The organism is Burkholderia sp. BCC1988, assembly GCF_905339895.1.
In the GTDB taxonomy this organism is placed as follows: Bacteria; Pseudomonadota; Gammaproteobacteria; order Burkholderiales; family Burkholderiaceae; genus Burkholderia.
Map to the genome: position 1 here is coordinate 195,155 of NZ_CAJPHA010000010.1, position 24,272 is coordinate 219,426.

The window sequence follows — 24,272 nt, forward strand, 5'->3', positions numbered from 1 at the left end:
GGAAAATCGGTAATTTGTTTCTGTATCGGCGCCGGGTTCGGCAATATCGACCGGATTTGCAGATTATCTCTTTTCCGGAAACATGGGCAATCGGTTCATATCGAAAATGAGCGGAGTGGAATTGGCCGTGCCGCCGGTTCTCGATATGCCGTTCGGAAAACAATCGCGCCGGGTCGTCCAGCGACGCGGCGCAGTCAACGCAATCAGGATGCGAACATGTTGAAAGTCACCAAGGCCGTGTTCCCCGTCGCCGGTCTCGGCACGCGGTTCCTCCCGGCAACGAAGGCGAGCCCGAAGGAAATGCTGCCCGTCGTCGACAAGCCGCTGATCCAGTACGCGGTCGAGGAAGCGATCAACGCCGGTATCACCGAGATGATCTTCGTGACCGGGCGCAGCAAGCGCGCGATCGAGGATCACTTCGACAAGTCGTACGAGATCGAGGCCGAACTCGAGGCGCGCGGCAAGGAAAAGCTGCTCGAACTCGTGCGCGGCATCAAGCCGAGCCACGTGAACTGCTTCTACGTGCGCCAGCCGGAAGCGCTCGGCCTCGGCCATGCGGTGCTGTGCGCGGAGAAGCTCGTGCACGGCGAGCCGTTCGCGGTGATTCTCGCCGACGACCTGCTGCATGGCGAACAGCCGGTGCTCAAGCAGCTCGTCGACGTGTTCGACCACTATCACAGCTCGGTGATCGGGGTCGAGACGATTCCGCGCGAGGACAGCCGCTCGTATGGCGTCATCGAAGGCCGCGAGTGGGAAGAGGACATCATCAAGCTGTCGGGCATCATCGAGAAGCCGGCGCCGGAAGACGCGCCGTCGAATCTCGGCGTGGTCGGCCGCTACGTGTTCATGCCGACGATCTTCGATCACCTGCGCAAGCTCAAGCCGGGCGCGGGCGGCGAGCTGCAGCTCACCGACGCCGTCCAGTCGCTGCTCGCGAACGAACAGGTCCTCGCGTATCGCTACTACGGCACGCGTTTCGATTGCGGCAGCAAGATCGGCTACCTCAAGGCGACCGTCGAACTCGCGCTCCAGCATCCGGAAGTGAGCCGCGAATTCGAGGCATACCTGCGTACCTGCCTGCCCGCGCTGGCTGCTGTCGCATAAGCAGCCGCGCTGCTCCGCTGTTTCAGGTGGTGGTTGTTCCGTTGGCCCCGGCTGCCTTGTGCGCCGGGGCTTTTTTGCGTGCATTCGCCGCGCAGGCGTGGGGCGGCGGGTGATCGGCGGTGCTGAATCCGGGCGGCGTCGAACGGGTGCGTGCGCGACGATTCACGTGTGCCGCCGGACGGCGATGCGGGTTCGCGTACACGTTGCGCGGTGTTGCGCGGTGCGTCGGATCCCGGACACCGTGGCGATGAAACCGGTGCCGACGCGCCGGTTGCGTGCGGCCTGACGAGCGGCGGTCGGGCGATTCGATAGCCGTCGGCGTGCCGGGTGAGCGCGTCGATTTGCAATGGCGTTCGATCGCGCATCCCCATGCCGCGGGGAATCGTCGGTCGGCCGATGTCACGCGCGTCTCGAACCAATGAGCGAACCGGGCCGATGGCCGCACCGTTTCGGCGCGCGGCATCGCAGGCCCCGACGCACATGTTCTGGTTGCGTCGCGTCCGTCGCGGTGCGCCGCTCAGCGCGGCGACGTGCCCGGCCGTGCGACGAAGTACCGGGCCAGCATCGCGGCGATCGGCTTCTTGAAGTCGAGCAGGCGTTTTTCCAGATAGCGCCACGACAGATGCGCGAGCAGCACGGCGAGCGCGAACTGCAGCAGTTCCGGCAGCACGTCCCGGGCGATTGCGGGCATCGGCACGCGCGCGAACAGCGTGGGCATCTCGCCGAGACGTGCCGGAATCAGGTTGTGGAACAGGTAGAAGCCGTAGCTGATCGTGCCGAGATAGACGAGCGGCGCCCAGTCGAGCAGTGCGACGGCCGGGTGGTCGGGTTCGGTGACGATCCACAGCATCAACGCGCCGAGCGACGCGGACAGGCCGAGATCCGCGAGCCCCGTGACGACGTCCGGCAGCGTCGTGAGCGCGGGCAGCGCGAGGAAGAACGCGACGCCGGCGGCGCCGAGCCAGCCGGGCGGAATGCGGCGGACGACGTCCTCGCCGCGATCGGCGAGCGCCATTGCGCCGACGCCGCCCAGCGCGATCAGCGCGAAATTCCACGGGGAAAACGCGTAGATCAGCACCGGCGATGCGTCGAGCGCGTAGAGCGCGAGATGCGCGAGCGCGCACAGCGCGACGGCCGCGACGCCGAGCGCGACGTGGCGCGCGGCCGGCACCGCGAGCAGCGTGAGCGGCGCGATCAGATAGAACTGCTGCTCGACCGCGAGGCTCCAGAAGTGCGACGTGGAGCCTGGCCAGCCGTCCTTGACGACGCCGATCCAGTAGTTCGACAGGAACGTGGCGTGCCACGCGAGCCCGAGATTGACGCCGCGCTGGTAGAACAGCGCGTGCGCGATCGCGAGCGCGGCGAGCAGCAGGTAGTAGACGGGAAAGATCCGCAGCGCGCGCTTCGCGAGGAACAGCGCCAGCGCATGGCGGCGCGTCATCGTGCCGCTCTCGATTGCCTGACGGTTGCGATGCAGTTCGCCGACGATCAGGAATCCGCTGATGAAGAAGAACGTCCACACACCGAGCTTGCCCACGTCGACAGCGAGGACGTGGCCCTTGTGGGACAGGAAAACGAGGATGACGGCGAGGGCTCGCAGGCCGTCGAGTCCTTTGACGTATCTGACTTCGCGCATGAAGGCATCCGGGGCACTGAGCGAGGTCAGTATAGGCGCGCAAATATCGAACGTAATTCGCGTTCGGACGCGTTTCGACGTATACGTGAAGGCGTTTTTCGTTGCTCGAGCGTCGGCGAAGTCGGTCGCGCGCAACAAAACCTGCGGGAAACCCCGCGAAAACGCATAAAAGTACTGCACGAAGCGTCACGGCGCTTGTAGAATCCGGCGTTGAAGCGCGCGCGTTGCACGCTTCGTGTATCCAACGACCACACCTGGTAGGAGAAACATGGCGACTTCCGCAAAAAAGGTGGCCAAGAAGGCTGCCGCACCGGCCACCAAGAAAGTGGCTGCCAAAAAGGCTGCGCCCGCGAAGAAAGTAGTGGCCAAGAAGGCTGTCGCGAAGGCAGCACCGGCCGCTCCGACGCCGCTGAAGGACAAGTTCACGAAGGCATCGCTCGCAACGCACATCGCTGAGCGTGCAGCTGTCGAAGTGAAGGCGGTCAAGGCAGTGCTCGTCGCGCTCGAGAACGTCGTGCTGGGCTCGGTCCACAAGAAGGGCGCAGGCGAGTTCACGCTGCCGGGTCTGCTGAAGATCACGGCGCAAGTCGTGCCGGCGAAGAAGAAGCGCTTCGGCAAGGATCCGTTCACGGGCGAAGAGCGCTGGTTCCCGGCAAAGCCGGCCAGCGTGCGCGTGAAGGCACGTGCGCTGAAGAAGCTGAAGGACGCGGCTGCGTAATGCCGCGTAACGGTCGCTGATTACAGGTCGGCGGCCGTTGCGATGTCCGACGATCCCCGTACGCGAAAGCGTACGGGGATTTTTATTGCGCCGCGCAAATCGAGCAGCCGCGTCGGCATCGCACAGCGCGGATACGGCATGACGTGACGCGCATCCTGTGTCGCGGGCCGCTTGCGCCGATGGCCGGATCGTCGTGTTCGTGCCGGCGCGCGGTCTTGCATCGCTGCGCATTGCGCGTGTGTCGCGCGAGTCTCGCGTGATGAACGCAGCGATCGTTCCCGTCGGGATCGCCGACCAGGCGACTGCCGCGTGTGCGGCGATCGAGCGGCATCCCGACGCGAGGCCGCAGGCGATGCATCCGTTCGGATTCGGCTCGGCACGCGACGGCGGGCTGACACCGCGCAGCGACATCGACCTGCGGGTGACGGTCGCCGCGTTCGTGCGCTACGCGCGACGGATTGTCGAAGCGATGCTGTCGAAGTAGCGTCGCACGAGCGCCCGCTGCCCGCGATTGCGTCGCGGCGCGATGCAATCCGGTGGGCGCACGCGGTCGTGCGCGAACCGCACGCGCTGCACGTGCGTGCCGCATGTCCGCGCAAAGGGCGCGCAGCGTCCGTGACTTCGTCAGCCCGCCGTGCCGGCGTATGCGGCCTTCAGCGCGGCGACGTCGAACTTCGTCATCTGCATCATGGCAGCGGCCACGCGCGCCGCCTTGACCTCGTCGCGGTCGGCCATCATCGGAATCAATGCGTCGGGCACGATCTGCCACGAGACGCCGAAGCGGTCACGCAGCCAGCCGCAGCCGTCGGCCGTGCCGCCGTTGTCGAGCAGCGCGCTCCAGTAGCGGTCGAGTTCCGCCTGGTCGGCGCAGCTGATCATCAGCGAGATCGCATGGTTGAACGTCTCGGTGCGCGGGTGGCTCATCGCGATGAACGGCTGCCCGAACAGCTCGAACTCGACCATCCGGGTGCCGCTGGTGCCGGCGACCGCCGTGACGCGCACGACGCGCGAGTCCGGGAAAATGCCCGCATAGAAGGCCGCGGCTTCTTCTGCTTCCGTCGAGTACCAGAGGAACGGCGTGATCTTCTGAATCGTCATGGAGCGTCTCCTGTCGGGTGTGTCGGTGAGGAACGGGGCAATCTGCGTGCCGCCATCGATACGACGGACGAAGGCCGTCGAAATCGACACGTCGAAGCATAGTGCTTCGCGTCGCGGTAGCGAAATCGGCAGGGTGGACACACATGCGTCCGTTGCGACGCCGGATCCTCCAGGCGCGCGTCAGCAGGAATATGGGAGCGCGGTGGTAGCCAGTGCGGCATGCGCCTGACCGGCCGTATGCCGCGGTCTGACAATGCAGGGTATCCGCATGCCTTCGGACACGCTTCCGGCGCGCGACAGGCGGCCCAGGCGCCGCTCCCGGCCGTTTGCCGTACCCACGGTGCGGGCCACGGTCGCCGCTCGCCACGGCGCCGCCGGCAACGGACGAAAAAAAACCAGCCACGGCCGAAACCGGTGACTGGTTTTGCAGTTCGGCGGCACGGCGTCGGAGACGCCATGCACACCGGAAACGTACTTCTTAGAACTTGTGGCGAATGCCGAGTGCGACCAGTTCGGCCGAGCTCTTGCCGGCGAAGCCGTACGAAGCGATCGACGCTTGCGCGCTTTGCTGCACGCCGTCGACGAGCTGCGTGCCGCTCGCGTGCTGGTATGCGCCAACCAGGTAGATGTCCGTGCGCTTCGACAGCGAGTAGTCCGCGCCGATGCCGACCTGGTGGTACTTCGCGCTCGTGTCGCCGGTTGCCTTCGTGTACGAGTAGCCGAGGCCCAGCAGCAGCGGCGGCGTGACCTGGTACGTCACGAACGCGCGGCCCGTGTTGTACTTTTCGGTCGAACCGAAGCCCGAGAATGCGTCCGGCTTGTACTGTGCGTTGCTGTAGCCGAGACCGAACGTCACCGGGCCGAGTGCGTACTGGCCTGCGACTTGCGCGATCGCGATCGACTTCGCCGTTGCGTAACCCGAGTTGATCGGGCCGTCGAAGATCGCGTCGGACGTCGTCGAACCCCAGCCTGCGCGGCCGACAGCCGTCGTCGGCGACGGGTTGGCTGCGTAGAAGTAGCCTGCTGCAACGCCGACCGGGCCGTTGTTGTAGGCAGCTGCGACCGACCACGTCTGGCCCGAGCCCGTCTTGCCTGCGACGCCGCCGAGGGCGTACATGCCTTCGACCTGGAAGCCTGCCCAGACCGGCGACGTGTACTTGATTGCGTTGCTGACGCGCAGCGAGTTGTCGTTGTTGTCGACGTCGCCCGGCGTTGCCATCACGCTGCCGAAGTAGTTGTCAGCCGTGACTGCCTGGACCAGGTCGACCAGCGGGTCGTACTGGCGGCCGAGCGTCAGCGTACCGTACTGGGCGCTCTCGAGGCCGACGTATGCCTGACGACCGAACATGCGACCGCCCTGGTTCAGGTGGCCCGTGCCCGGATCAAAACCGTTTTCCAACTGGAAGATCGCCTTCAGGCCACCGCCGAGGTCTTCAGCACCTTTCAGGCCCCAACGGCTGCCTTGCAGGTTGCCCGACAGCATTTGCCACGAGTTGTTGGCTTGGCCGTCGTTGCCGTGGACCCATGCGATCGACGTATCGATCACGCCGTACAGCGTCACGCTCGACTGAGCGTGAGCAGCGCCAGCGGCGCCCAGCAGGGCGAGCGAGAGGGTCGAGAGTGCGAGTTTCTTCATCGTTGAGTATCTCCACGCAAATGATTCGTCATTCATTATTTGTTGCGGATTGGAGAATAGCTCAGTGCCATACCTGCAAGAAAGCTTAAAAAATAAAGTGTCTCGAAAAGGTAACAGCGAGAAAAAGTCTATATATATCAAGCACATCAAGGACTGTTCCTCTTTTTGAAATAGTTGACAATTGCTGCGCCGCGATTGTTGCAGCGGTTGGTGCGTTCGGCGGCGGAGGGGCGCGTTTGGCCGGTTGGCGCACGGAAATCGACGCGTGCAAACGTTTGCTGTTGCAGGCTGCATCGCGCGCTGATGCAAAGAGCGCATCAACGCGCGGCGGCCGGGTGGGTTGCGGAAGCGAAGGCAGTCGCGTAGGGCGACGATGCGGCGCGCGCGACGCGCGGCCGCGCGGGAAAAAATACGCGGGGATTCAGTTGCCGCCTGAGCGATCGGCGGTGCGATCCGTCGGCGCGGCCGCAGCCGGGACGTTGCCGTTGCGGCGATGCGCATCGCCTCGCGCGGCCGCGAATTCCGCGCCGAGCAGCAGCACGGCCGCCGAGAAGTACAGCCACATCAGCAGGACCGCGAACGATCCGGCCGCGCCGAACGCACTGGCCGTGCCCGCGTGCGCGAGATACAACGCGAACAGTTTCTTGCCGCCGGAGAACAGGATCGCGGACACGATCCCGCCGATCGTCGCGTCGTGCCATGCGACGCGCGCATCGGGCAGGAACTTCATCAGCGCGGCGAACGCGCCCGCGAGCACCGCGATGCCGACGAAGAACTGCAACAGGTTGGTGATCGCGACATACGGTGAATCGCCGAGCAGCCAGGTGCCGATGAACGTGATCGCGGTATCGAGCACGAGCGACACGATCAGCAGGAACGCGACGCCGAGCACGAGCCCGAACGAAATGAGCCGCACGCGCACGAGCCCGAGCATGCTCGACCAGCGGCTCTCCGTACTCGGCCAGATCACGGAGAGCGCGGTGTTCAGCGACGCGAACGTCGCCGACGCGCCGATCGCGAGCGCGGCGAACGAGATCAGCGTCGCGATGCCGCCGCGCTGGCCCGCGCGATGCGCGTTCTGCACGATCATCTGGATGCTGGCAGCCGCATCGTCGCCGATCAACTGGTGGGCCTGCTCGAACACCTGGCCGCGTGCGGCATCGTCGCCGTAGAACCAGCCGGCCACGGCGATCACCATCACGAGCGTCGGCGCGAGCGAGAACGCCGAGAAGAACGCGATGCTCGCGGCCATCGCCGAGCAGCGGTCGGAAGAGAAGCGCCTGAACGCGTTGAGTGCCCAGTTGGCCTGTTGTTGCGCGAGGCGGGTCGCCTCGGACGTGATCTGTCGTTTCATGACGGTTCGGTTGTGCGTTGAACGCAGGACATCGGTGGATCGGCAAATCGGTATTGATCCGACGAATCGATCATAGTTGCCTGAACTGTCTATAATTCCTTTCAGTTTCACCCCACCCCACAAAAACGCCGAGACCATCATGCTACAAATGTCCCGGCGCCAGTTCCTGAAGGTGACGGCCACGTCGCTTGCCGGATCGAGTCTTGCCCTGCTGGGCTTTTCTCCAACGGAAGCGCTCGCCGAGGTCCGACAGTACAAGCTGGCGCGCACAGTCGAAACGCGCAACACCTGTCCTTATTGTTCAGTGGGTTGCGGCATCCTGATGTACAGCCTCGGTGACGGCGCGAAGAATGCGCAGCCGAGCATCATCCATATCGAAGGCGATCCCGACCATCCCGTCAATCGCGGCACGCTGTGCCCGAAGGGTGCGAGCCTGATCGATTTCATCCACAGCCCGAACCGCCTGACGCACCCCGAGTATCGTGCGCCCGGCTCGGACAAGTGGGAACCGATCTCTTGGAACGACGCGCTCGACCGGATCGCGAAGCTGATGAAGGCCGACCGCGACGCGAACTTCGTCGAGACGGCGGAAGACGGCGCGAAGGTCAACCGCTGGCTGACCACCGGCATGCTGGCCGCATCGGCGGGCAGCAACGAAGTCGGTTATCTCACGCACAAGACTGTCCGCAGTCTGGGGATGCTCGCATTCGACAATCAGGCGCGTGTCTGACATGGCCCGACGGTGGCAGGTCTTGCCCCGACGTTTGGCCGTGGAGCGATGACGAACCATTGGGTCGACATCAAGAACGCGGACGTGATTCTCGTGATGGGCGGCAATGCAGCCGAGGCCCATCCGTGCGGTTTCAAGTGGGTGACGGAGGCGAAGGCGCACCGCAAGGCGCGGCTGATCGTCGTCGACCCGCGCTTCACGCGTACGGCCTCGGTGGCCGACTATTACGCGCCGATCCGCACCGGCACCGACATCGTCTTCCTGGGCGGTGTGATCAACTATCTGCTGACGAACGACAAGATCCAGCATGAGTACGTGAAGAACTACACGGACTTCTCGTTCATCGTGCGCGAGGATTTCGCGTTCAACGACGGCATCTATTCCGGCTACGACGCCGAGAAGCACGCGTATCCGGACAAATCGAGCTGGGACTACGAGCAGGGCGACGACGGCTTCGCGAAGGTCGACCCGACGCTGCAGCATCCGCGCTGCGTGTACAACCTGCTGAAGCAGCACTACGCGCGCTATACGCCGGACATGGTCCAGCAGACCTGCGGCACGCCGAAGGAGAAATTCCTGAAGGTGTGCGAGATGCTCGCGACGACGGCCGTGCCAGGCCGCGCCGGCACGATCCTGTACGCGCTCGGCTGGACCCACCATTCGGTCGGTGCGCAGATGATCCGCACCGGCGCGATGGTGCAGCTGCTGCTCGGCAACATCGGCATCGCCGGCGGCGGGATGAACGCGCTGCGCGGTCACTCGAACATCCAGGGCTTGACCGACCTCGGGCTGATGTCGAACCTGCTGCCGGGCTACATGACGCTGCCGATGCAGGCCGAGCAGGATTTCGACGCCTACATCAAGAAGCGCGTGCAGCTGCCGCTGCGGCCGAACCAGCTGAGCTACTGGAAGAACTACAAGGCGTTCCACGTCAGCTTCATGAAGTCGTGGTGGGGCGACGCCGCGACCGCCGAGAACAACTGGGCCTACGACTACCTGCCGAAGCTGGACAAGCAGTACGACCTGCTGCAGGCGATCGAACTGATGAATGCCGGCAAGATGAACGGCTACATCTGCCAGGGCTTCAACCCGCTCGCGGCGGCACCGTCGAAGGTGAAGACGGCGGCCGGCCTCGCGAAGCTGAAGTGGCTCGTGATCATGGATCCGCTCGCGACCGAGACGTCCGAGTTCTGGAAGCATCACGGCGACTACAACGACGTCGATGCGTCGAAGATCCAGACCGAGGTGTTCCGGCTCCCGACCACATGCTTCGCGGAGGAAAACGGCTCGCTCGTCAGTTCGAGCCGCGTGCTGCAATGGCACTGGAAGGGCGCGGAGCCGCCGGGCGACGCGAAGAGCGACCTCGAGATCATGTCGGGGCTGTTCCTGCGCATGCGCAAGATGTACCAGACGGACGGCGGCAAGTATCCGGACCCGATCGTGAACCTGACCTGGCCGTACGCGAACCCGGAAAGCCCGACGCCCGAAGAGCTCGCGATGGAGTTCAACGGCCGTGCGCTCGCCGACCTGCCCGACCCGAAGGATCCGGCCAAGACGCTCGTGAAGAAGGGCGAGCAGCTCGCCGCGTTCGCGCAGCTGAAGGACGACGGCACGACCGCGAGCGGCTGCTGGATCTTCTGCGGCGCCTGGACGCAGGCCGGCAACCAGATGGGGCGGCGCGACAACTCGGACCCGACCGGCATCGGCCAGACGCTGAACTGGGCGTGGGCCTGGCCGGCCAACCGGCGGATCCTGTACAACCGCGCATCGTGCGACGTCGCCGGCAAGCCGTTCGACCCGACCCGCAAGCTGATCGGCTGGAACGGCAGCGCGTGGAAGGGCCCCGACATTCCGGACTTCAAGGCGGACGAACCGCCCGAGAACGGGATGGGGCCGTTCATCATGAACCCGGAAGGCGTCGCGCGCTTCTTCGCCCGCGCGGGGATGAACGAAGGTCCGTTCCCCGAGCACTACGAGCCGTTCGAGACGCCGCTCGCGGCGAACCCGCTGCACCCTGACAACCCGCAGGCGCTGAACAACCCGGCCGCCCGCGTGTTCCCGGACGACCGCGCGTCGTTCGGCAAGGCATCGGAGTTCCCGCACGTCGCGACGACGTACCGGCTGACCGAGCATTTCCACTACTGGACCAAGCATGCGCGGCTGAACTCGATCATCCAGCCCGAGCAATTCGTCGAGATCGGCGAAGACCTCGCGAAGGAAGTCGGCGTCGCGCACGGCGATCGCGTGAAGGTGTCGTCCAAGCGCGGCTACATCGTCGCGGTCGCGCTCGTCACGAAGCGGATCAAGCCGCTGACGATCGAGGGCAAGAAGGTCCAGACGGTCGGCGTCCCGCTGCACTGGGGCTTCAAGGGTCTGACGAAGCCCGGCTATCTCGCCAATACCCTGACTCCGTCCGTAGGCGACGGCAACTCGTACACACCGGAATTCAAGTCGTTCCTGGTGAAGGTCGAAAAGGCGTAAGGGGGAAGAGATGGCATTGCAATCGCTGGATATCAAGCGCGTCTCGGCCACCACGACGCCGCCGCCCACGGCGCGCGAACCGGTGACCGGGAGCGTCGCGAAGCTGATCGACGTATCGAAATGCATCGGCTGCAAGGCATGCCAGACGGCATGCATGGAGTGGAACGACCTGCGCGACGAGGTCGGCACCAACGTCGGCGTGTACGACAACCCGGCCGACCTGTCGGAGCACTCGTGGACGGTGATGCGCTTCGCCGAATACGAGAACCCGGCGGGCGACCTCGAGTGGCTGATCCGCAAGGACGGCTGCATGCACTGCGAGGATCCGGGCTGCCTGAAGGCGTGTCCGTCGCCGGGCGCGATCGTGCAGTACAACAACGGGATCGTCGATTTCCACGAGGAGAACTGCATCGGGTGCGGCTATTGCGTGACCGGCTGCCCGTTCAACGTGCCGCGGATCTCGAAGAAGGATCATCGCGCGTACAAGTGCACGCTCTGTTCCGACCGCGTCGCGGTCGGCCAGGAGCCGGCCTGCGTGAAGACCTGCCCGACCGGCGCGATCGTGTTCGGCACCAAGGAGGACATGAAGCAGCACGCGGCCGAGCGGATCGAGGACCTGAAGGAGCGCGGCTTCGAGCATGCGGGGCTGTACGACCCGCAGGGCGTCGGCGGTACGCACGTGATGTACGTGCTGCACCACGCCGACAAACCGTCGCTGTACCACGGGCTGCCCGACAATCCGTCGATCAGCCCGATGGTGAAGCTGTGGAAGGGCATCGCGAAGCCGCTCGCGGTCGCCGGCCTCGCGCTGACCGCGCTGGCCGGGTTCTTCCACTACACCCGGGTCGGTCCGAACGAGGTCAGCGAGGAAGAGGAAGCCGCCGCCCGCGACGAGGCGCGACGCATCAAGGAGGACGCAAAATGAAGCACGACGACCCCAACCTGATCGTCCGCTACACGCCGAACGAGCGCACGAACCACTGGATCACCGCGATCACGTTCGTGCTGCTCGCGCTGTCCGGGCTCGCGCTGTTCCATCCGTCGATGTTCTGGCTCACCGCGCTGTTCGGCGGCGGCCAGTGGACGCGGATCCTGCATCCGTTCGTCGGTCTCGTGATGTTCGTGTCGTTCGCGATTCTCGTGGTGCGCTTCTGGCATCACAACACGCTCGACGCGGACGACCGCCAATGGCTGAAGCAGATCGGCGACGTGCTGACCAACCAGGAAGACAGGCTGCCGCCCGTCGGGCGCTATAACGCCGGACAGAAGCTGCTATTCTTCACGTTGGTGGCGTGCCTGCTGCTGCTCCTGCTGTCGGGGATCGTGATCTGGCGGCGCTACTTCTCGTTCTACTTCCCGATCGGGGTGATCCGCGCGGCCGCTGTCGTGCATGCCGTGGCGGCCTTCGTGCTGATCGCGAGCATCATCGTGCACATTTACGCGGCGTTGTGGGTGAAGGGCTCGATCGGGGCGATGGTGCGCGGCACCGTCACGCTGGGCTGGGCCCGCAAGCATCACCCGAAGTGGTTCCGTGAAAGCGTGAAATAACGCAGTGGAGCGGGGCGGCTCGCCGATCGCGGCGGGCCGTTCCGTCAACCGTCGGAATCGCCTGAAGCGCCGACCTGTCGGCGCTTGTTTATTTGGAAGACATTTTCGTGACACAACGCATTCTCGAACCGACCGAAATTTCGGCGCTCGATCATTCGGCCATTCCGCGCTTTCGCCTGCCGGAGCGCGGCACCGCGTTCGCCGCGCGTGCCGCCCGGCTGCGCAAGCTCGCCGACCTGAACCCGATCAGCGGCTACCTGCGGCTGATGGCGACCGTTGCCGACGCGCAGCACGCGACGCTGCAGGCGCTGGAACTGCCGCTGCCGTCGCCTGACGCGATCGCACGCGCGCAACAGCATTCGATGCCCCTCGTGCCGGCGCTCGACGGCGAGCGCAACGCGCAGTGGCGGGCCGTACTGTATGAACTGCTCGATCGCGTCGAAAGCGCCGGGCTCGTCAATCCGTCGCTCGCGAAGCTGCTCGACCGGCTGCGCCTGATGGCGCCCGCCGAACTCGACGCGCAGGCCGATGCGATCCTCGCGTTGCGCTTCGCCGAAGTCGACCCGGCCACCGCGCCGTTCCTGATGGCCGCGCTGCAGGTCGTCTGGACCGATCTCGCGAGCCGCGTGGCACCGGCCGACGTCCCGTATCTCGACCAGCCGGGGCTGTGCCCCGTGTGCGGCACGCATCCGGTCGCGAGCGTCGTGCGCGTCGGCGGCCAGTACCAGGGCTACCGTTTCCTGCAGTGCGGGCTGTGCACGACCGAGTGGCACATGGTGCGCACGAAATGTTCGCACTGCGATTCGACCAAGGGCATCGCCTACCACGGGATCGAAGGCGGCAGCGAAGCCGTCAAGGCCGAGTCGTGTGACGAATGCAAGACCTATCGCAAGATCGGCTACCAGGAGAAGGACTACGAGTTCGAGCCGCTGGCGGACGATCTCGCGAGCCTCACGCTCGACCTGCTGATGAACGAAGCCGGCTACCAGCGCAGTTCGCCGAACCCGCTGCTGTGGCCGGACATGTCGCGCGAAGCGGAATGACGGTACGGAGCCGGGGCGCGCGCGAGCGCCTGCGCCGGCTGCCTGCCGCGCATGGAATTGGAGCCACCATTACGTGACCGAACCGGGTTTGAATGAACTGAATGCCGTCCTCGCACGCGTGCCGTCGGTGGAGCGCGTGCTGACGTCGGCGCCGCTGCAGCCGCTGCTCGCCGACTATGGACGTACGCGCGTGCTGAACGCGGTGCGCGCCGAACTCGAACGCTGGCGCACCGCCGCGCAGCAGGATCCGCCGGCGGCCGGGCCGCTCGACGAGCCGCGCATCGCGGCGGCCGTCGCCCGCACGCTGGCCGCGCAGAGCGCGGGCGCCGTGCGCGCGGTGTTCAACCTGACCGGCACCGTGCTGCACACGAATCTCGGGCGCGCGCTGTTGCCCGACGACGCGGTGCGCGCGGTGGTCGACGCGCTCACGCAACCCGTCAACCTCGAATTCGACCTCGCCACCGGCCGCCGCGGCGACCGCGACGACCTGATCGACGATCTGCTGTGCGAACTGACCGGCGCGGAAGCCGCGACCGTCGTCAACAACAATGCCGCGGCCGTGTTGCTCGTGTTGTCGGCGCTTGCGCCGAAACGCGAAGTGATCGTGTCGCGCGGCGAACTCGTCGAGATCGGCGGCGCGTTCCGCATTCCCGACATCATGAGCCGTGCGGGTGCGAAACTGCGCGAGGTCGGCACCACCAACCGCACCCATCTGCGCGACTACGCGGACGCGATCGGTCCGCGCACGGCGCTCCTGATGAAGGTGCACTGTAGCAACTACGCGATCAGCGGCTTCACCAAGGAAGTGACGCTGGCCGAACTCGCGCCGCTCGCGCGCGAGCACGGCCTGCCGGTGGCGGTCGACCTCGGCAGCGGCACGATCGCCGATCTGTCGCAATGGGGCCTGCCGCACGAGACGACCGTGCAGGAAACCGTCGCGGCCGGCGCGAACCTCGTCACGTTCAGCGGCGACAAGCTGCTCGGCGGGCCGCAGGCCGGGCTGATCGTCGGCGATCGCGCGCTCGTCGCGAAGATCAAGAAACATCCGCTCAAGCGCGCGCTGCGCGTCGGCAAGCTGACGCTCGCCGCGCTCGAGCCCGTGCTGAGGCTGTACCAGGCGCCGGAATTCCTGCGCGAGCGGCTCACGACGCTGCGTCTGCTGACGCGGCCGCAGCGTGACATCGCCGAGGCCGCCGAGCGCGTGCGTCCGGCGTTGCAGGCCGCGCTCGGCGGCGGCTTCGACGTGCAGGTCGAGCCGATGTTCAGCCAGATCGGCAGCGGTGCGCTGCCGGTCGACCAGTTGCCGAGCGCCGGGCTCGTCGTGCGCACGCCGGATGGCAAGCGCGGCGGCCGTGCGCTCGCGCAGCTCGAGAAGCGGTTGCGCGAATGGCCGCGCCCGGTGATCGGCCGCATCGCCGACAATGCGCTGCGACTCGACCTGCGCTGCCTCGAAGCGGCGGACGAAGCGGCATTCGTCGCGCAATGCGTGCAGGTCGCGGGGCCGGCTGCATGATCGTCGGTACCGCGGGACACATCGATCACGGCAAGACGACGCTCGTGCGCGCGCTGACCGGCGTCGACACCGACCGCTTGAAGGAAGAGAAGGCGCGCGGCATCTCGATCGAGCTCGGCTATGCGTATACGCCGCTCGAGAACGGCGACGTGCTCGGCCTGATCGACGTGCCGGGCCACGAGAAGCTGATTCATACGATGGCGGCCGGTGCGAGCGGGATCGACTTCGCGCTGCTCGTGATCGCCGCGGACGACGGCGTGATGCCGCAGACCCGCGAGCACCTCGCGATCCTGCAACTGCTCGGCGTCGCGCATGGTGCTGTCGCGCTGACGAAGTGCGATCGGGTCGACGCCGCGCGCCTGTCGGCGGTGCGCGACGAGATCGCCGCGTGGCTGCACGGCTCGACGCTCGATGGCGCGCCGATCTTGGAGACCTGCGCGACGCGCGAGGACGATCCGGGCGTCGCCGCATTGAAGCGTCATCTCGCCGATGCGGCACTCGCGTGGCGTGCGCGCCGCGACGACGGCCTGTTCCGGCTCGCGGTCGATCGCGTGTTCACGCTCGCCGGGCAGGGGACCATCGTGACGGGCACCGCGTTCGCGGGCCGCGTGGCGACCGGCGACACGCTCGCGGTCGTGCGCACCGGCGGCGCGGCGCGCGTGCGCAGCATCCATGCGCAGAACCGGCCGGTCGACGCGGGCCGCGCGGGCGAGCGCTGCGCGTTGAACCTGGCCGGCGTCGACCGTGCGGACGTCGAGCGGGGCGACACCGTCGCGGATGCGCGGCTCGTCGCGACGTCGCCGCGTCTCGACGTCGAACTGACGCTGCTGGCCGATGCGGGGCTCACGCTGACGCACTGGGCGCCGCTGCACGTGCATCTCGGCACGCTGCATCGCGTCGCGCACGTCGCGCTGCTCGACGGCGATACGCTCGCGGCGGGCCACACGATGCGCGTGCAACTGGTGTTCGACGAACCCGTGTTCGCGCTGCCGGGCGATCGCTTCATCGTCCGCAATCCGCAGGCGACGCGCACCGTCGGCGGCGGTCGCGTGCTCGATCCGTTCGGTCCCGCCCGCAAGCGTCGTACGCCTGCGCGCCGCGCATGGCTCGACGCATTGGCGGCGTGGCTCGACGAAGGGCGGCTCGATGCGCTGCTCGCGCAGGCGCCGCTCGGGATCGCGCGCGCGATGCTCACGCACCTGACGGGCTTCGCGCCCGACGTGCTGGCGTTGCCGGACGACGCACTGGCGATCGGCCAGCGCGAGCGCGCGTCGAACGACGGCACGGTGATCGCGCGGGTGCATTGGGACGCGCTGCAGGCGCGGGCGATCGATACGCTGCGTGCGTATCACGAACGCGTGCCGGACGAGCAGGGGCTCGATGCGGCGCGCCTGCGGCGGATGGCGGCGCCGCTCGTCGGCGATGCGCTGTGGCGCGCGTTGGTCGATGCGCTGGTGGACGGCGGTGAGGTGGCGCGAAGCGGGCCGTGGCTGCATCTGCCGTCGCATTCGGTGAGTTTCGATGCGCGCGAGGAAGCGCTGGCGCAGCAATTGCTGCCGCTGATTCATGCGGGGCGTTTCGATCCGCCGTGGGTCCGCGATCTGGCGCGCGACACGGGCGCGCAGGAGGAGGCCGTGCGCACGCTGTTGCGCAAGCTCGCGCGGCGCGGCGACGTGCATCAGGTCGTGCGCGACCTGTTCTATCACGCGGATGTCGTGCGCGAGCTGGCCGGGCTGGTCGCGCATCTCGCGCCGACGCGCGGCGGCGGGCTCGACGCGGCGACGTTTCGCGACGCGACGGGGCTCGGCCGCAAGCGCGCGATCCAGATTCTCGAGTTCTTCGATCGGGTTGGGTATACTCGCTTCCACCGCGATCTTCACTTCCTGCGGCCTGACAGCGGTTGGGTGGGTGTACAGGCGTAGGCGCTCGTTGTTCTTTGGTTTTTCCCCACGGAAGGCATTCGTATCCGGTGGTACGGCCGGGCTTCAAACCCGGTTGGGGGTGTCAGACACTCCCGGGTCGGTTCGACTCCGGCTGCCTTCCGCCATGCCGGGCTTCCGCGGCGTTCCGTGAACTTCCTCTGAAAGTCCGCAAGCCCATGATTTTTCGGAGTTTTGTGGGTAACGATGTGCTTGCGACGTCCAGCCGCGTCCTCCACAATTTCCTCACGAAACATGGGTAGCAACGTGGGTTTTGTGGGTAGGAAAGGAGGGCGGCATGGCGGGACGACAGTTGCATCGGCTTAGCGCGCTGCGGGTCGCGAAGGCGGTGGATCCAGGACATTATGCCGACGGCGGTGGCCTCTTCATGCAGATCGCCGGCAGTGGCGCACGCTCATGGGTGTTTCGCTTCACGCTCGACAGGCGAGTGCGCGAAATGGGCCTCGGACCGCTTTCGCGAGTCTCGCTTGGTGAAGCACGAAAGCTGGCCACTAGGTACCGCGAGATGGTCCGGGATCAGGTCGATCCCATCCTGGCACGGCGCGAAGAGCAGCGTCGTCGATTGCTCGATATCTCCGTCGATGCCAACGTGACGTTCCGTGAGGCAGCTGAAGCGTTCATTCGAGCGCACGAATCGGAGTGGCGAAACCGGAAGCACAGTCAGCAATGGGACAATACGCTGAAGACCTACGCCTATCCCATCATCGGCGATGTGCGTGTGCGCGACATCGACACAGCGATGATTGTCCGCATTCTGCAGCCGATTTGGACCAAAAAGGCAGAGACGGCGCGCCGTGTGCGGGGGCGCGTTAAGGCGATCCTGGACGCGGAGACCGTGATGGGCCATCGCGCCGGTGGTAACCCTGCTCGTTACGTAGACCATCTCCAACTGGTGTTACCACGGTCAAAGAAACGCTCGCAGGTAAAGCATCATCCGGCGTTGCCTTGGGAAGACCTTCCGACGTTTATCCGGGAGCTCGAGCTTCGTCCCCGACGCGCGGCACGGGTGCTGCACCTGCTTATTCTCACGGCGACTCGCACGAACGAGGCGCGGTTTGCGCGGGTTGAGGAGTTTGATCTCGACAATCGTGTCTGGAGTATCCCGGGAGATCGCACGAAGAGCGGTCGGCCGCTGCGCGTGCCACTTTGCAAGCGGGCCGTCGAGATCGTACGCAGTGCGCTACCGAAGGCGAAGTATGGATATTTGTTTCCCGGTTGCACGGAAGGGCGCCCACTGTCGAACATGGCGATGCTGTCACTGCTGAAACGCATGTCGTACTCCGGCATCACCGTGCACGGTTTTCGGTCGACATTTCGTGACTGGGTTGCCGAATGCACCGACTATCCGGATTCCTTGGCAGAGGAAGCGTTGGCGCACATCATTACTTCGCAGACGATAGCGGCCTATCGGCGTCGCGATCAACTCGAAAGACGGCGGCTCATGATGGAGGACTGGGGGGTATATTGTTCAAGCGGACGCATGCTCGAAGCGTCAATGGCGCCGGTCGCGCCGCAAACGTTCGCTGCCTGAATCGACGCGGCGTCTATTCTAGAAACGGTGATGCGGGCCGGGCAGGTTCGCACTCGCCGCGTATCGCGAGTGCGAGGCTGTGTCGTCAGTATGTCGCTTGATTCCGATGCAATGGAGGCCGAATTCACCGATATCTGGCGGTATCGCTGCTATGTATGAAATAGAGTCACCGCCGAGACGAACGGCATGGATTCCCGAGGACTGCGGAGGAGTCTTCCGCGTTGGGGCAACTGACACAGATCGGAATCGCTTGAGTCGGAACGGCTTGATACAGAGTCAACCGGGCCTTCAGCATGAAGCTGCGGGCCCAGAGAGCGTCCGTAGGGCGACCGATCGCTATGCTACGGTGATCATTCGGCGATCAAGAAGCGATCACGTTTCTTACCCTTAATCCATGACGGTTCGCGGCCGCGCCCGCTCCACGTCTTTCCCGTTTTCGGATCCTGATACTTCGCCGTCGGGGTTTGGCTGCCATTCGCGCCACGTGCGCGCTTACGGCCGAAGAGCTGTTCCGGCGTGAGGCCATACTCTTGAATACGCGCACGAACTTCTTCGAGCACGGTCTCTAGTTCGGCCTGCCTAGCTTCTTCCGCTTGCACGAGCAGCGCATCAGCCTTGGCTTTCAACTCTTGATAGGTGGCCATTCTTCACTCCACGTGGCTAAAAGGAACAGTATTGAAATGGTCGCTTCGTAGAGTTCAATTCGGAGCGACGCATCGGGTCTGCGACGTTCTATTGTCAGCAGGGCTATTGTAACGATTGTGCGATTTTCTCATCGTTTGGACCCGGAGTCGATCATTTATCGTTTCCGAGGCCGTAAATCTGGCGGAGCAATCGACAGCCGGGCATTGAACTATTGCGGTTGGATACGCAAATTGTCGACGCTCATCAGCAGATTGTTGGATGGTCGCCCGCTGTGCGCCGATGTGCGCTCAACCGCACTGATGTTCCGGTGCCTGTTGAGACCGTCTCCATCAGGCTGCGTTGGAGGCACAATGAGGAGGCCTATTGTGTTATCGCCGGCTCTGCTCAAGCGTGAAACTTCAGACAATCCGCTTCATTTTTTCGGGACGTGCGTGATCTCGTGCAATTGACAGACCAATTCTGCGCCGATGTTGTGGTGGGACGTTTCGTTTTTCCATATCGTTCAACTTCGCAGATGCGTTGATCGGTACCCCCCCAATCCTCACAGTTGACATTGCTGCGTGAAGGAACGAAAAAAGATGAACCGATTTGCGCCGGCGCGATGAGTCCGGCCAGGTCGGTGCATCATCGGTCCGATTTCTCGCGGTGTGTGGAGTACATATCGCCACGTTCGAGGCGAGGCCTGCTATGGAGCAATGCGATAATGTTTGGCGATTGAGTGATACAAGCGCATGCTCGGCACCGGCGTGCGATTGCGCGACCTTACAGATCCGTTTGCGAAGGGCCGAAACGCAGATTCGTCGTCTCACAAGATGCGTTCAACTGAAAGACGAGAAGCTGTGCGAGCTTGGCAAGGTCCTGGCGAAATCGGCGACCGCACACTACTGCGTTGAAGAGCGATTGCAGCGTGAACTTGACGCGTTGCGGATAGACCTGCCTGCCGACGTGCCGAGCGATCACTACGGTCCTGTTGATGGCAATTCGACGGGAGGCGGTGTAGTCGTTCGCCTGCCTTACCTGACCGCGATCCTCTCAGTTTTGTTCGACGCGATGCATGTGTTCTGGACGGACTGCGATGACGGTCGTCTGCCAAAATCTTCGACTGTCGCTCATGCGATTGATGAACGTCTCGGACTGAGGGCGCAGGCAAGCGGCGAAGGTTCACGCACCGGACAGGCCTACGCATCCGCCATCCGGCCGGATTGGGTAAAGGATGCGGATAACCGGCATCACCACCGGCGATCCACATCCTAGTTGTAGTCGTGGAAGTCGAGCGCACTAATTTCGGCGAAGCGCGACGGTCGTCGCCGGGAGGGGACCTATTGCACGTCTGCCGCGCAATGAGCAGCGCGTGGTACCGTCTCCACCACCGAGCCATGAACATTCGGCGTGAGCGGACGATGCCACGTGATTGAAGAGCGGAGACTATCGAGATCGGATCCAAGTTTGGCGAACGCGGCGGGCGTGAGATCAATGGCACAGACGACGAACGGAGAGCTAGCGGTCTCCGGATGAGGTCCCACATACTGAAGATCGAGGCCAAAGCGGCGATACAGTCGTGCGATGGCCTGGGTGACGACACCAATGATGCGGGTCGCGCCGAGGGATGCGGCGACGGCCATAACATAGGGAAAGAGTTGCATGCCCGAGCCGGCGAACCGCGATAGCTCCCATACGGTGGGTGACGAGGGAAAGTCGAGGTCCGACGATCGAGGAAGTAGTTCTCGGAGCAGGTATGGGGCGGTAGTTGGCATCAGGCGTGCGCAACCACATATCTGCCCTTCGGGAGTAAGTTCAACAATCTGAATGGTGTTTTCGCCATCGAAGTGATCCCATTCTATGGTTTCATTTTCCTTAATATCAGGTAGCGGCCAGCCGAGGCGGCGCACGAACACGTCGTACCGGAACGCGCCGAGTCCATCACGAAATTCAAGCGGCAAGTCGCTCAACCTACCCGCGATAATGAGTGGCATTTGCGTTCTCCATCATTTATTGATGGGCGCCACCGTATCAAGTCGAAACAACAACAGGAACTAGTTAGGTAGGGAGGAGGCGCAGATGAATATTGGACGTGCATCATCCGTGCGAGATTGAAGATCTCTGGTTGGTCCAGAATTATTCAATATATGGGATTCGAGAGGCCCGGGGGCATGGTTAAATCATGCCGGCGACGCGCTCGCACACGGGAAAATTTGACTGAAAATAAGGTGGCTAATCAAGTAGGCCGTAATTGGAGGCAATGACGGCGGCTGCTATCCTGCTATTCACGTTCAGGACCTTCATTGCTTCAGTGATATGATATTCGACGGTATGGCGGGATATTTCGAGAATCATGCAGATATCCGTCGATGTTTTTCCTTGTGCGACCCATGAAAGACATTGGCGCTGACGCGGGGAAAGCTGAATGAACGCCCTCGGATGGGGAGGAGCGAACCGATCCAGCTCCAAACGGAATAGATTGCTGATTACGCTCGCGAGCTGCCGGCTCGTCCCTGCATTGATACGGGATGACGGCCCTGACAGATTGATGAGCAAAATACTGCCCCCGATCTCACGAATTGGAATGCTCAGCCCGTTTTTGAGTCCGGCGTCGCATGCTTCCACGAGCACATGTCGCTCAGCATGGTTCAAGTCGGTAATATCGCCCCAGCGATAAGGTCCTGAGGAAGTAAAAGCCGCTCGATGTACGGGATCAACGGGGCCATAGTTGTGCTGTAGATAGTGCTGCACCCAGTTATTGGGATAATGCGAGCAGATTGCCTCCATAGACATGCTAGGTCTAGAGCGAATGCAAGTCAGGGAGATCCGTGTGACAGCGTAACATGGAAAACCCAATGGAAGCACCGCATTGCCAAGCAAGTCAGAAAGAGAAGAAATATCCTTTGCATCGGTAAAGAGAGACAGGATTGGTGCCATTCGGGTGGCTAATGTGACATTCCACGGTGGTGGCTTGGACGCTTTTTTGCTTGTGCGATGGCGAAATCGCGTTCTCATGACTTCTGCCTCACTTATTGCCTAGTGGCATTCAAGAGAAATGCTGGAGCAGGGCGCCATCACTGTGGCAGCGACTCCGGCAAACGGTATGGTAGTGGGGTGCTGAATACCTGCGCACCCGCTATGCGATGGCCGACGTCGGAGGTTGCGTCGAGATGGACGTTGGGTGCGTAGCTAATGTGGAGTCTAATGGTTTGAACCGGAACGTCATCCAATAGATTGTAATAATTTAATACGCGATTTTATTTTTAAAAATCACCGTCTCGGAACGAGAACGATATTGCAGCGTATTTAGCGATCGCGTGCCGCGCCATCAGCGAAATTTCCTGAATTCAACGATCCTGTTAGCGAACGAAGAGTGCCGCTGCGGAAAATCCTCCCACTCCGCGGGCGCATAGCAGGAAAGGCTTACCGGAAACCAGATCATCGCAGTCGGCGAGATTGATGAATGGATCGCTGACCGTCACATGCGCGACGCGAGCAAAGTTGTCAGTAAACAGGCATCGTGCTGGAAGACCGAGCGATGCGGTAGTTCGGCGCCAGGTTGGCAGATCAAGATGGGAAGGCAAGATGCGCTGAATTTCAGCTAGGGGCACATTCGCCTCGGCGCTCGTTTGCGTCGCGAGTCGACGCGCCGCAAAGAAGTACTGAGCTGCGAAACGCGATTCATCTTCTCCCAGTGTGCCTAGCCAACCTTCTCCACTCGCGTGAAAGGCCAGCGAGATCAATCGATTGATCGAGGCATTGCGTTCGACGAGCACCGCACATGCGCCGTCGCTGAGCAATCCGGCCCCGGCGATTGACCGATCGCTTGCGAGGGGCATGACGTCTGCGCCGACCAGCAGGCCGCGGTTGATAGCTGGACGGGCGGAAAACATCGCGCGAATGATCCGTAGCGCGCCCAGTGATGAGGCGCAATGCTGTTGCGCAAACGAGAATGCCTCTGCCTGCTCGAAACCAAAGTGTTCGCATAGCAGGCGTGGCAGGGATAGCGGCGGAGGGGCGATGCTGCCCTGAAGCGTATGAACGTAGACGAGAAAATCGATCGTGTCGGGAGCAAAATGGGTCGCACGAACGAGCGATTGGATGGCGTTCGCGGCAAGCGAAAGCGCAGTCTGTCCCCGAGCGTCATAGAACGAGCGCACCCCCGCTTCTTCGAGGCGTTTGACGATCTCGATGGACTGCTTAGTTCGTTGGGCCCAACGGCGGACATCTTCGGCCGGCTCAGGCAGATAGTAAGCGGTATGGACGATCCCAATAGAAGCGCTCATGACGGGTTGAGATATAAGTGTGGCCTGCCATGCGATTCGAACAGTGCGCAACCGACGAAACCGCCCAGGCCGACGCCCCACGTCAGGATTCGATCGCACACTGACAGGTCGTGAGATTCGAGTGTGTTGGCGAGCCGCACGATAGGTTCGGCTGCGCCTAGATGGGCGCGGTGGCGGTCGGAAAAATCAACGACACGGCGACTGAGATGTCGGCAAATAGCTTCATCAAGTTGCGGATCTATTCCTGCTCCTACGACGGTGCCGAGGTCGTTCGGCTGAAGCGCGTGTCGGAGCAGTATCGCGTCGATCGTCGATTGCAGCGCCGGAACCCAATCAGTGCGGATGTCTAGGCTTGAGAGCGGGGCGGGTGGCGCGAACCGGTGGAGGCGGCTGGCGCGTGCGTCGATCACCACCAGTCCACAAGACGCGGATCTGGAACGTTCCACGAGGATGGCACCGGCTGCATCGCCCTGCACAATTCCCTGATCCGTCCATCTCGAAAACGGCGAACACCACTTTTCGGCAGCGACGACCAAGATGGTGTTGATTTCGGGCTCCGCAATCAGCAGGTCACTCGCCAGCTGGAGGGCCGTGAACGTGGAGGCCCCCTGCTGTTGGGAGATAGAGAACGGGAAGCAGGGCGTGCCGATTACTGCACGCAAGCGTCCAGCGATTGTTGTGGAAACATGCTCGTTGAGGCTACTGTGACAGAATATTGCAATATCGATCGGCGCTGCACCGGCTGGCCGCCTCGCACATATTGCCTGCGCCACCTTGGCGGCGAGCCCGGATAGATCGGTATCGCGCTCAACAGGCACATACTGGAATTCGTCCGTCGCTGAGTTGACTGCAGCGCTTCTGGTTGCCGCTGCTTTCTTTGTGAGGTATGGGGCGTAATCCGCTTGCCACGACGCGACCCAAGCTTGCCAAACGGACCGTATCGGAGCACCGTGCGTTGGCTCGATTCCGCACTCACGACGTACAGCGACTGTGCGCGGCACATAGCTGGCAAGTGCCGTGATCACGGGTG

The 24,272-nt window shown here is 63.6% G+C and carries 20 protein-coding genes and 1 tRNA gene; 12 read left to right on the forward strand and 9 right to left on the reverse strand.

All coding sequences use genetic code 11. The features are described 5' to 3' along the window. Positions 1-216 precede the first annotated feature (216 nt). A complete protein-coding gene (gene galU, locus U4012_RS16765; protein WP_124486375.1) occupies positions 217-1,104 on the forward strand; it encodes a UTP--glucose-1-phosphate uridylyltransferase GalU in 888 nt (295 codons plus the stop codon). A gap of 517 nt (positions 1,105-1,621) precedes the next feature. Here galU and U4012_RS16770 read toward each other — a convergent pair. Beyond that, positions 1,622-2,740 (reverse strand): acyltransferase, encoded by a 1,119-nt coding sequence (locus U4012_RS16770; protein ID WP_321800039.1) that lies wholly within the window; start codon positions 2,738-2,740, stop codon positions 1,622-1,624. A 268-nt stretch (positions 2,741-3,008) separates the two neighbouring features. Between U4012_RS16770 and U4012_RS16775 the strand changes: the two genes are divergently transcribed. Next, entirely contained in the window at positions 3,009-3,458 is a 450-nt protein-coding gene (locus U4012_RS16775) for an HU family DNA-binding protein (protein ID WP_011548077.1), read from the forward strand. Positions 3,459-3,717: 259 nt separating this feature from the next. Next, positions 3,718-3,942 (forward strand): hypothetical protein, encoded by a 225-nt coding sequence (locus U4012_RS16780; RefSeq protein WP_321800042.1) that lies wholly within the window; start codon positions 3,718-3,720, stop codon positions 3,940-3,942. 140 nt (positions 3,943-4,082) lie between these two features. Here U4012_RS16780 and U4012_RS16785 read toward each other — a convergent pair whose 3' ends face one another. The 3 genes from U4012_RS16785 to U4012_RS16795 form a co-directional block, all read right to left on the reverse strand. Beyond that, entirely contained in the window at positions 4,083-4,556 is a 474-nt protein-coding gene (locus U4012_RS16785) for a VOC family protein (protein WP_044843835.1), read from the reverse strand. A gap of 478 nt (positions 4,557-5,034) precedes the next feature. After that, on the reverse strand, positions 5,035-6,192 hold the full coding sequence (locus U4012_RS16790) for a porin (protein ID WP_044843836.1): 1,158 nt from the start codon (positions 6,190-6,192) through the stop codon (positions 5,035-5,037). Positions 6,193-6,613: 421 nt separating this feature from the next. After that, positions 6,614-7,546 carry a YihY/virulence factor BrkB family protein gene (locus U4012_RS16795; RefSeq protein ID WP_321800045.1) on the reverse strand — a complete coding sequence of 311 codons (933 nt, stop codon included), beginning with the start codon at positions 7,544-7,546 and terminating at the stop codon, positions 6,614-6,616. A 139-nt stretch (positions 7,547-7,685) separates the two neighbouring features. On the opposite strand from U4012_RS16795, the gene fdnG reads away from it, so the two are divergent. The 8 genes from fdnG to U4012_RS16835 all read left to right on the forward strand — a co-directional run bounded on the left by fdnG (position 7,686) and on the right by U4012_RS16835 (position 18,332). Continuing rightward, positions 7,686-10,757, forward strand: a complete 3,072-nt coding sequence (gene fdnG / locus U4012_RS16800; RefSeq protein WP_321800046.1) for a formate dehydrogenase-N subunit alpha — start codon at positions 7,686-7,688, stop codon at positions 10,755-10,757. Between the two features lie 10 nt (positions 10,758-10,767). Further along, positions 10,768-11,682, forward strand: a complete 915-nt coding sequence (gene fdxH / locus U4012_RS16805; RefSeq protein WP_124521371.1) for a formate dehydrogenase subunit beta — start codon at positions 10,768-10,770, stop codon at positions 11,680-11,682. Continuing rightward, on the forward strand, positions 11,679-12,305 hold the full coding sequence (locus U4012_RS16810; protein WP_124486369.1) for a formate dehydrogenase subunit gamma: 627 nt from the start codon (positions 11,679-11,681) through the stop codon (positions 12,303-12,305). The genes fdxH and U4012_RS16810 overlap by 4 nt, the downstream gene beginning before the upstream one ends. Before the next feature lie 107 nt (positions 12,306-12,412). After that, positions 12,413-13,348, forward strand: coding sequence for a formate dehydrogenase accessory protein FdhE (gene fdhE / locus U4012_RS16815; protein ID WP_321800049.1), 936 nt, complete (start codon positions 12,413-12,415; stop codon positions 13,346-13,348). A gap of 73 nt (positions 13,349-13,421) precedes the next feature. Then, positions 13,422-14,861 (forward strand): L-seryl-tRNA(Sec) selenium transferase, encoded by a 1,440-nt coding sequence (gene selA, locus U4012_RS16820; protein WP_321800051.1) that lies wholly within the window; start codon positions 13,422-13,424, stop codon positions 14,859-14,861. After that, positions 14,858-16,783 carry a selenocysteine-specific translation elongation factor gene (selB, locus tag U4012_RS16825; protein ID WP_321800052.1) on the forward strand — a complete coding sequence of 642 codons (1,926 nt, stop codon included), beginning with the start codon at positions 14,858-14,860 and terminating at the stop codon, positions 16,781-16,783. The genes selA and selB overlap by 4 nt, the downstream gene beginning before the upstream one ends. A gap of 29 nt (positions 16,784-16,812) precedes the next feature. Then, a tRNA-Sec gene (locus tag U4012_RS16830) sits at positions 16,813-16,908 on the forward strand. 170 nt (positions 16,909-17,078) lie between these two features. Then, on the forward strand, positions 17,079-18,332 hold the full coding sequence (locus tag U4012_RS16835; RefSeq protein WP_321800055.1) for a tyrosine-type recombinase/integrase: 1,254 nt from the start codon (positions 17,079-17,081) through the stop codon (positions 18,330-18,332). A gap of 350 nt (positions 18,333-18,682) precedes the next feature. On the opposite strand, the gene U4012_RS16840 is transcribed toward U4012_RS16835, so the two are convergent. After that, positions 18,683-18,976, reverse strand: a complete 294-nt coding sequence (locus U4012_RS16840; protein ID WP_321800057.1) for an H-NS histone family protein — start codon at positions 18,974-18,976, stop codon at positions 18,683-18,685. Between the two features lie 688 nt (positions 18,977-19,664). Here U4012_RS16840 and U4012_RS16845 point away from each other — a divergent pair. Beyond that, complete coding sequence (locus tag U4012_RS16845) at positions 19,665-20,231, forward strand: hypothetical protein (RefSeq protein ID WP_321800058.1); 567 nt, start codon at positions 19,665-19,667, stop codon at positions 20,229-20,231. A 65-nt stretch (positions 20,232-20,296) separates the two neighbouring features. Here the strand turns inward: U4012_RS16845 and U4012_RS16850 are convergent, their stop codons facing one another. The 4 genes from U4012_RS16850 to U4012_RS16865 all read right to left on the reverse strand — a co-directional run bounded on the left by U4012_RS16850 (position 20,297) and on the right by U4012_RS16865 (position 24,267). Beyond that, positions 20,297-20,950 (reverse strand): acyl-homoserine-lactone synthase, encoded by a 654-nt coding sequence (locus U4012_RS16850; protein ID WP_321800060.1) that lies wholly within the window; start codon positions 20,948-20,950, stop codon positions 20,297-20,299. A gap of 238 nt (positions 20,951-21,188) precedes the next feature. After that, a complete protein-coding gene (locus U4012_RS16855; RefSeq protein WP_081070016.1) occupies positions 21,189-21,971 on the reverse strand; it encodes an autoinducer binding domain-containing protein in 783 nt (260 codons plus the stop codon). Between the two features lie 344 nt (positions 21,972-22,315). Then, on the reverse strand, positions 22,316-23,242 hold the full coding sequence (locus U4012_RS16860; protein ID WP_321800067.1) for a 3-oxoacyl-ACP synthase: 927 nt from the start codon (positions 23,240-23,242) through the stop codon (positions 22,316-22,318). Beyond that, positions 23,239-24,267 carry a 3-oxoacyl-ACP synthase gene (locus U4012_RS16865; protein WP_321800069.1) on the reverse strand — a complete coding sequence of 343 codons (1,029 nt, stop codon included), beginning with the start codon at positions 24,265-24,267 and terminating at the stop codon, positions 23,239-23,241. The genes U4012_RS16860 and U4012_RS16865 overlap by 4 nt, the downstream gene beginning before the upstream one ends. Positions 24,268-24,272 lie beyond the last annotated feature (5 nt).

Excerpts from the sequence above, each read along its gene's own strand:
- U4012_RS16860 (WP_321800067.1), bottom strand. The coding sequence starts at position 23,242 with ATGAGCGCTTCTATTGGGATCGTCCATACCGCTTACTATCTGCCTGAG.
- U4012_RS16845 (WP_321800058.1), top strand. The coding sequence starts at position 19,665 with ATGGAGCAATGCGATAATGTTTGGCGATTGAGTGATACAAGCGCATGC.
- U4012_RS16850 (WP_321800060.1), bottom strand. The coding sequence starts at position 20,950 with ATGCCACTCATTATCGCGGGTAGGTTGAGCGACTTGCCGCTTGAATTT.
- U4012_RS16770 (WP_321800039.1), bottom strand. The coding sequence starts at position 2,740 with ATGCGCGAAGTCAGATACGTCAAAGGACTCGACGGCCTGCGAGCCCTC.
- U4012_RS16855 (WP_081070016.1), bottom strand. The coding sequence starts at position 21,971 with ATGAGAACGCGATTTCGCCATCGCACAAGCAAAAAAGCGTCCAAGCCA.
- selB (WP_321800052.1), top strand. The coding sequence starts at position 14,858 with ATGATCGTCGGTACCGCGGGACACATCGATCACGGCAAGACGACGCTC.
- U4012_RS16775 (WP_011548077.1), top strand. The coding sequence starts at position 3,009 with ATGGCGACTTCCGCAAAAAAGGTGGCCAAGAAGGCTGCCGCACCGGCC.
- U4012_RS16780 (WP_321800042.1), top strand. The coding sequence starts at position 3,718 with ATGAACGCAGCGATCGTTCCCGTCGGGATCGCCGACCAGGCGACTGCC.
- U4012_RS16840 (WP_321800057.1), bottom strand. The coding sequence starts at position 18,976 with ATGGCCACCTATCAAGAGTTGAAAGCCAAGGCTGATGCGCTGCTCGTG.
- U4012_RS16810 (WP_124486369.1), top strand. The coding sequence starts at position 11,679 with ATGAAGCACGACGACCCCAACCTGATCGTCCGCTACACGCCGAACGAG.
- U4012_RS16795 (WP_321800045.1), bottom strand. The coding sequence starts at position 7,546 with ATGAAACGACAGATCACGTCCGAGGCGACCCGCCTCGCGCAACAACAG.
- U4012_RS16785 (WP_044843835.1), bottom strand. The coding sequence starts at position 4,556 with ATGACGATTCAGAAGATCACGCCGTTCCTCTGGTACTCGACGGAAGCA.
- U4012_RS16835 (WP_321800055.1), top strand. The coding sequence starts at position 17,079 with ATGGCGGGACGACAGTTGCATCGGCTTAGCGCGCTGCGGGTCGCGAAG.
- fdxH (WP_124521371.1), top strand. The coding sequence starts at position 10,768 with ATGGCATTGCAATCGCTGGATATCAAGCGCGTCTCGGCCACCACGACG.
- U4012_RS16790 (WP_044843836.1), bottom strand. The coding sequence starts at position 6,192 with ATGAAGAAACTCGCACTCTCGACCCTCTCGCTCGCCCTGCTGGGCGCC.
- galU (WP_124486375.1), top strand. The coding sequence starts at position 217 with ATGTTGAAAGTCACCAAGGCCGTGTTCCCCGTCGCCGGTCTCGGCACG.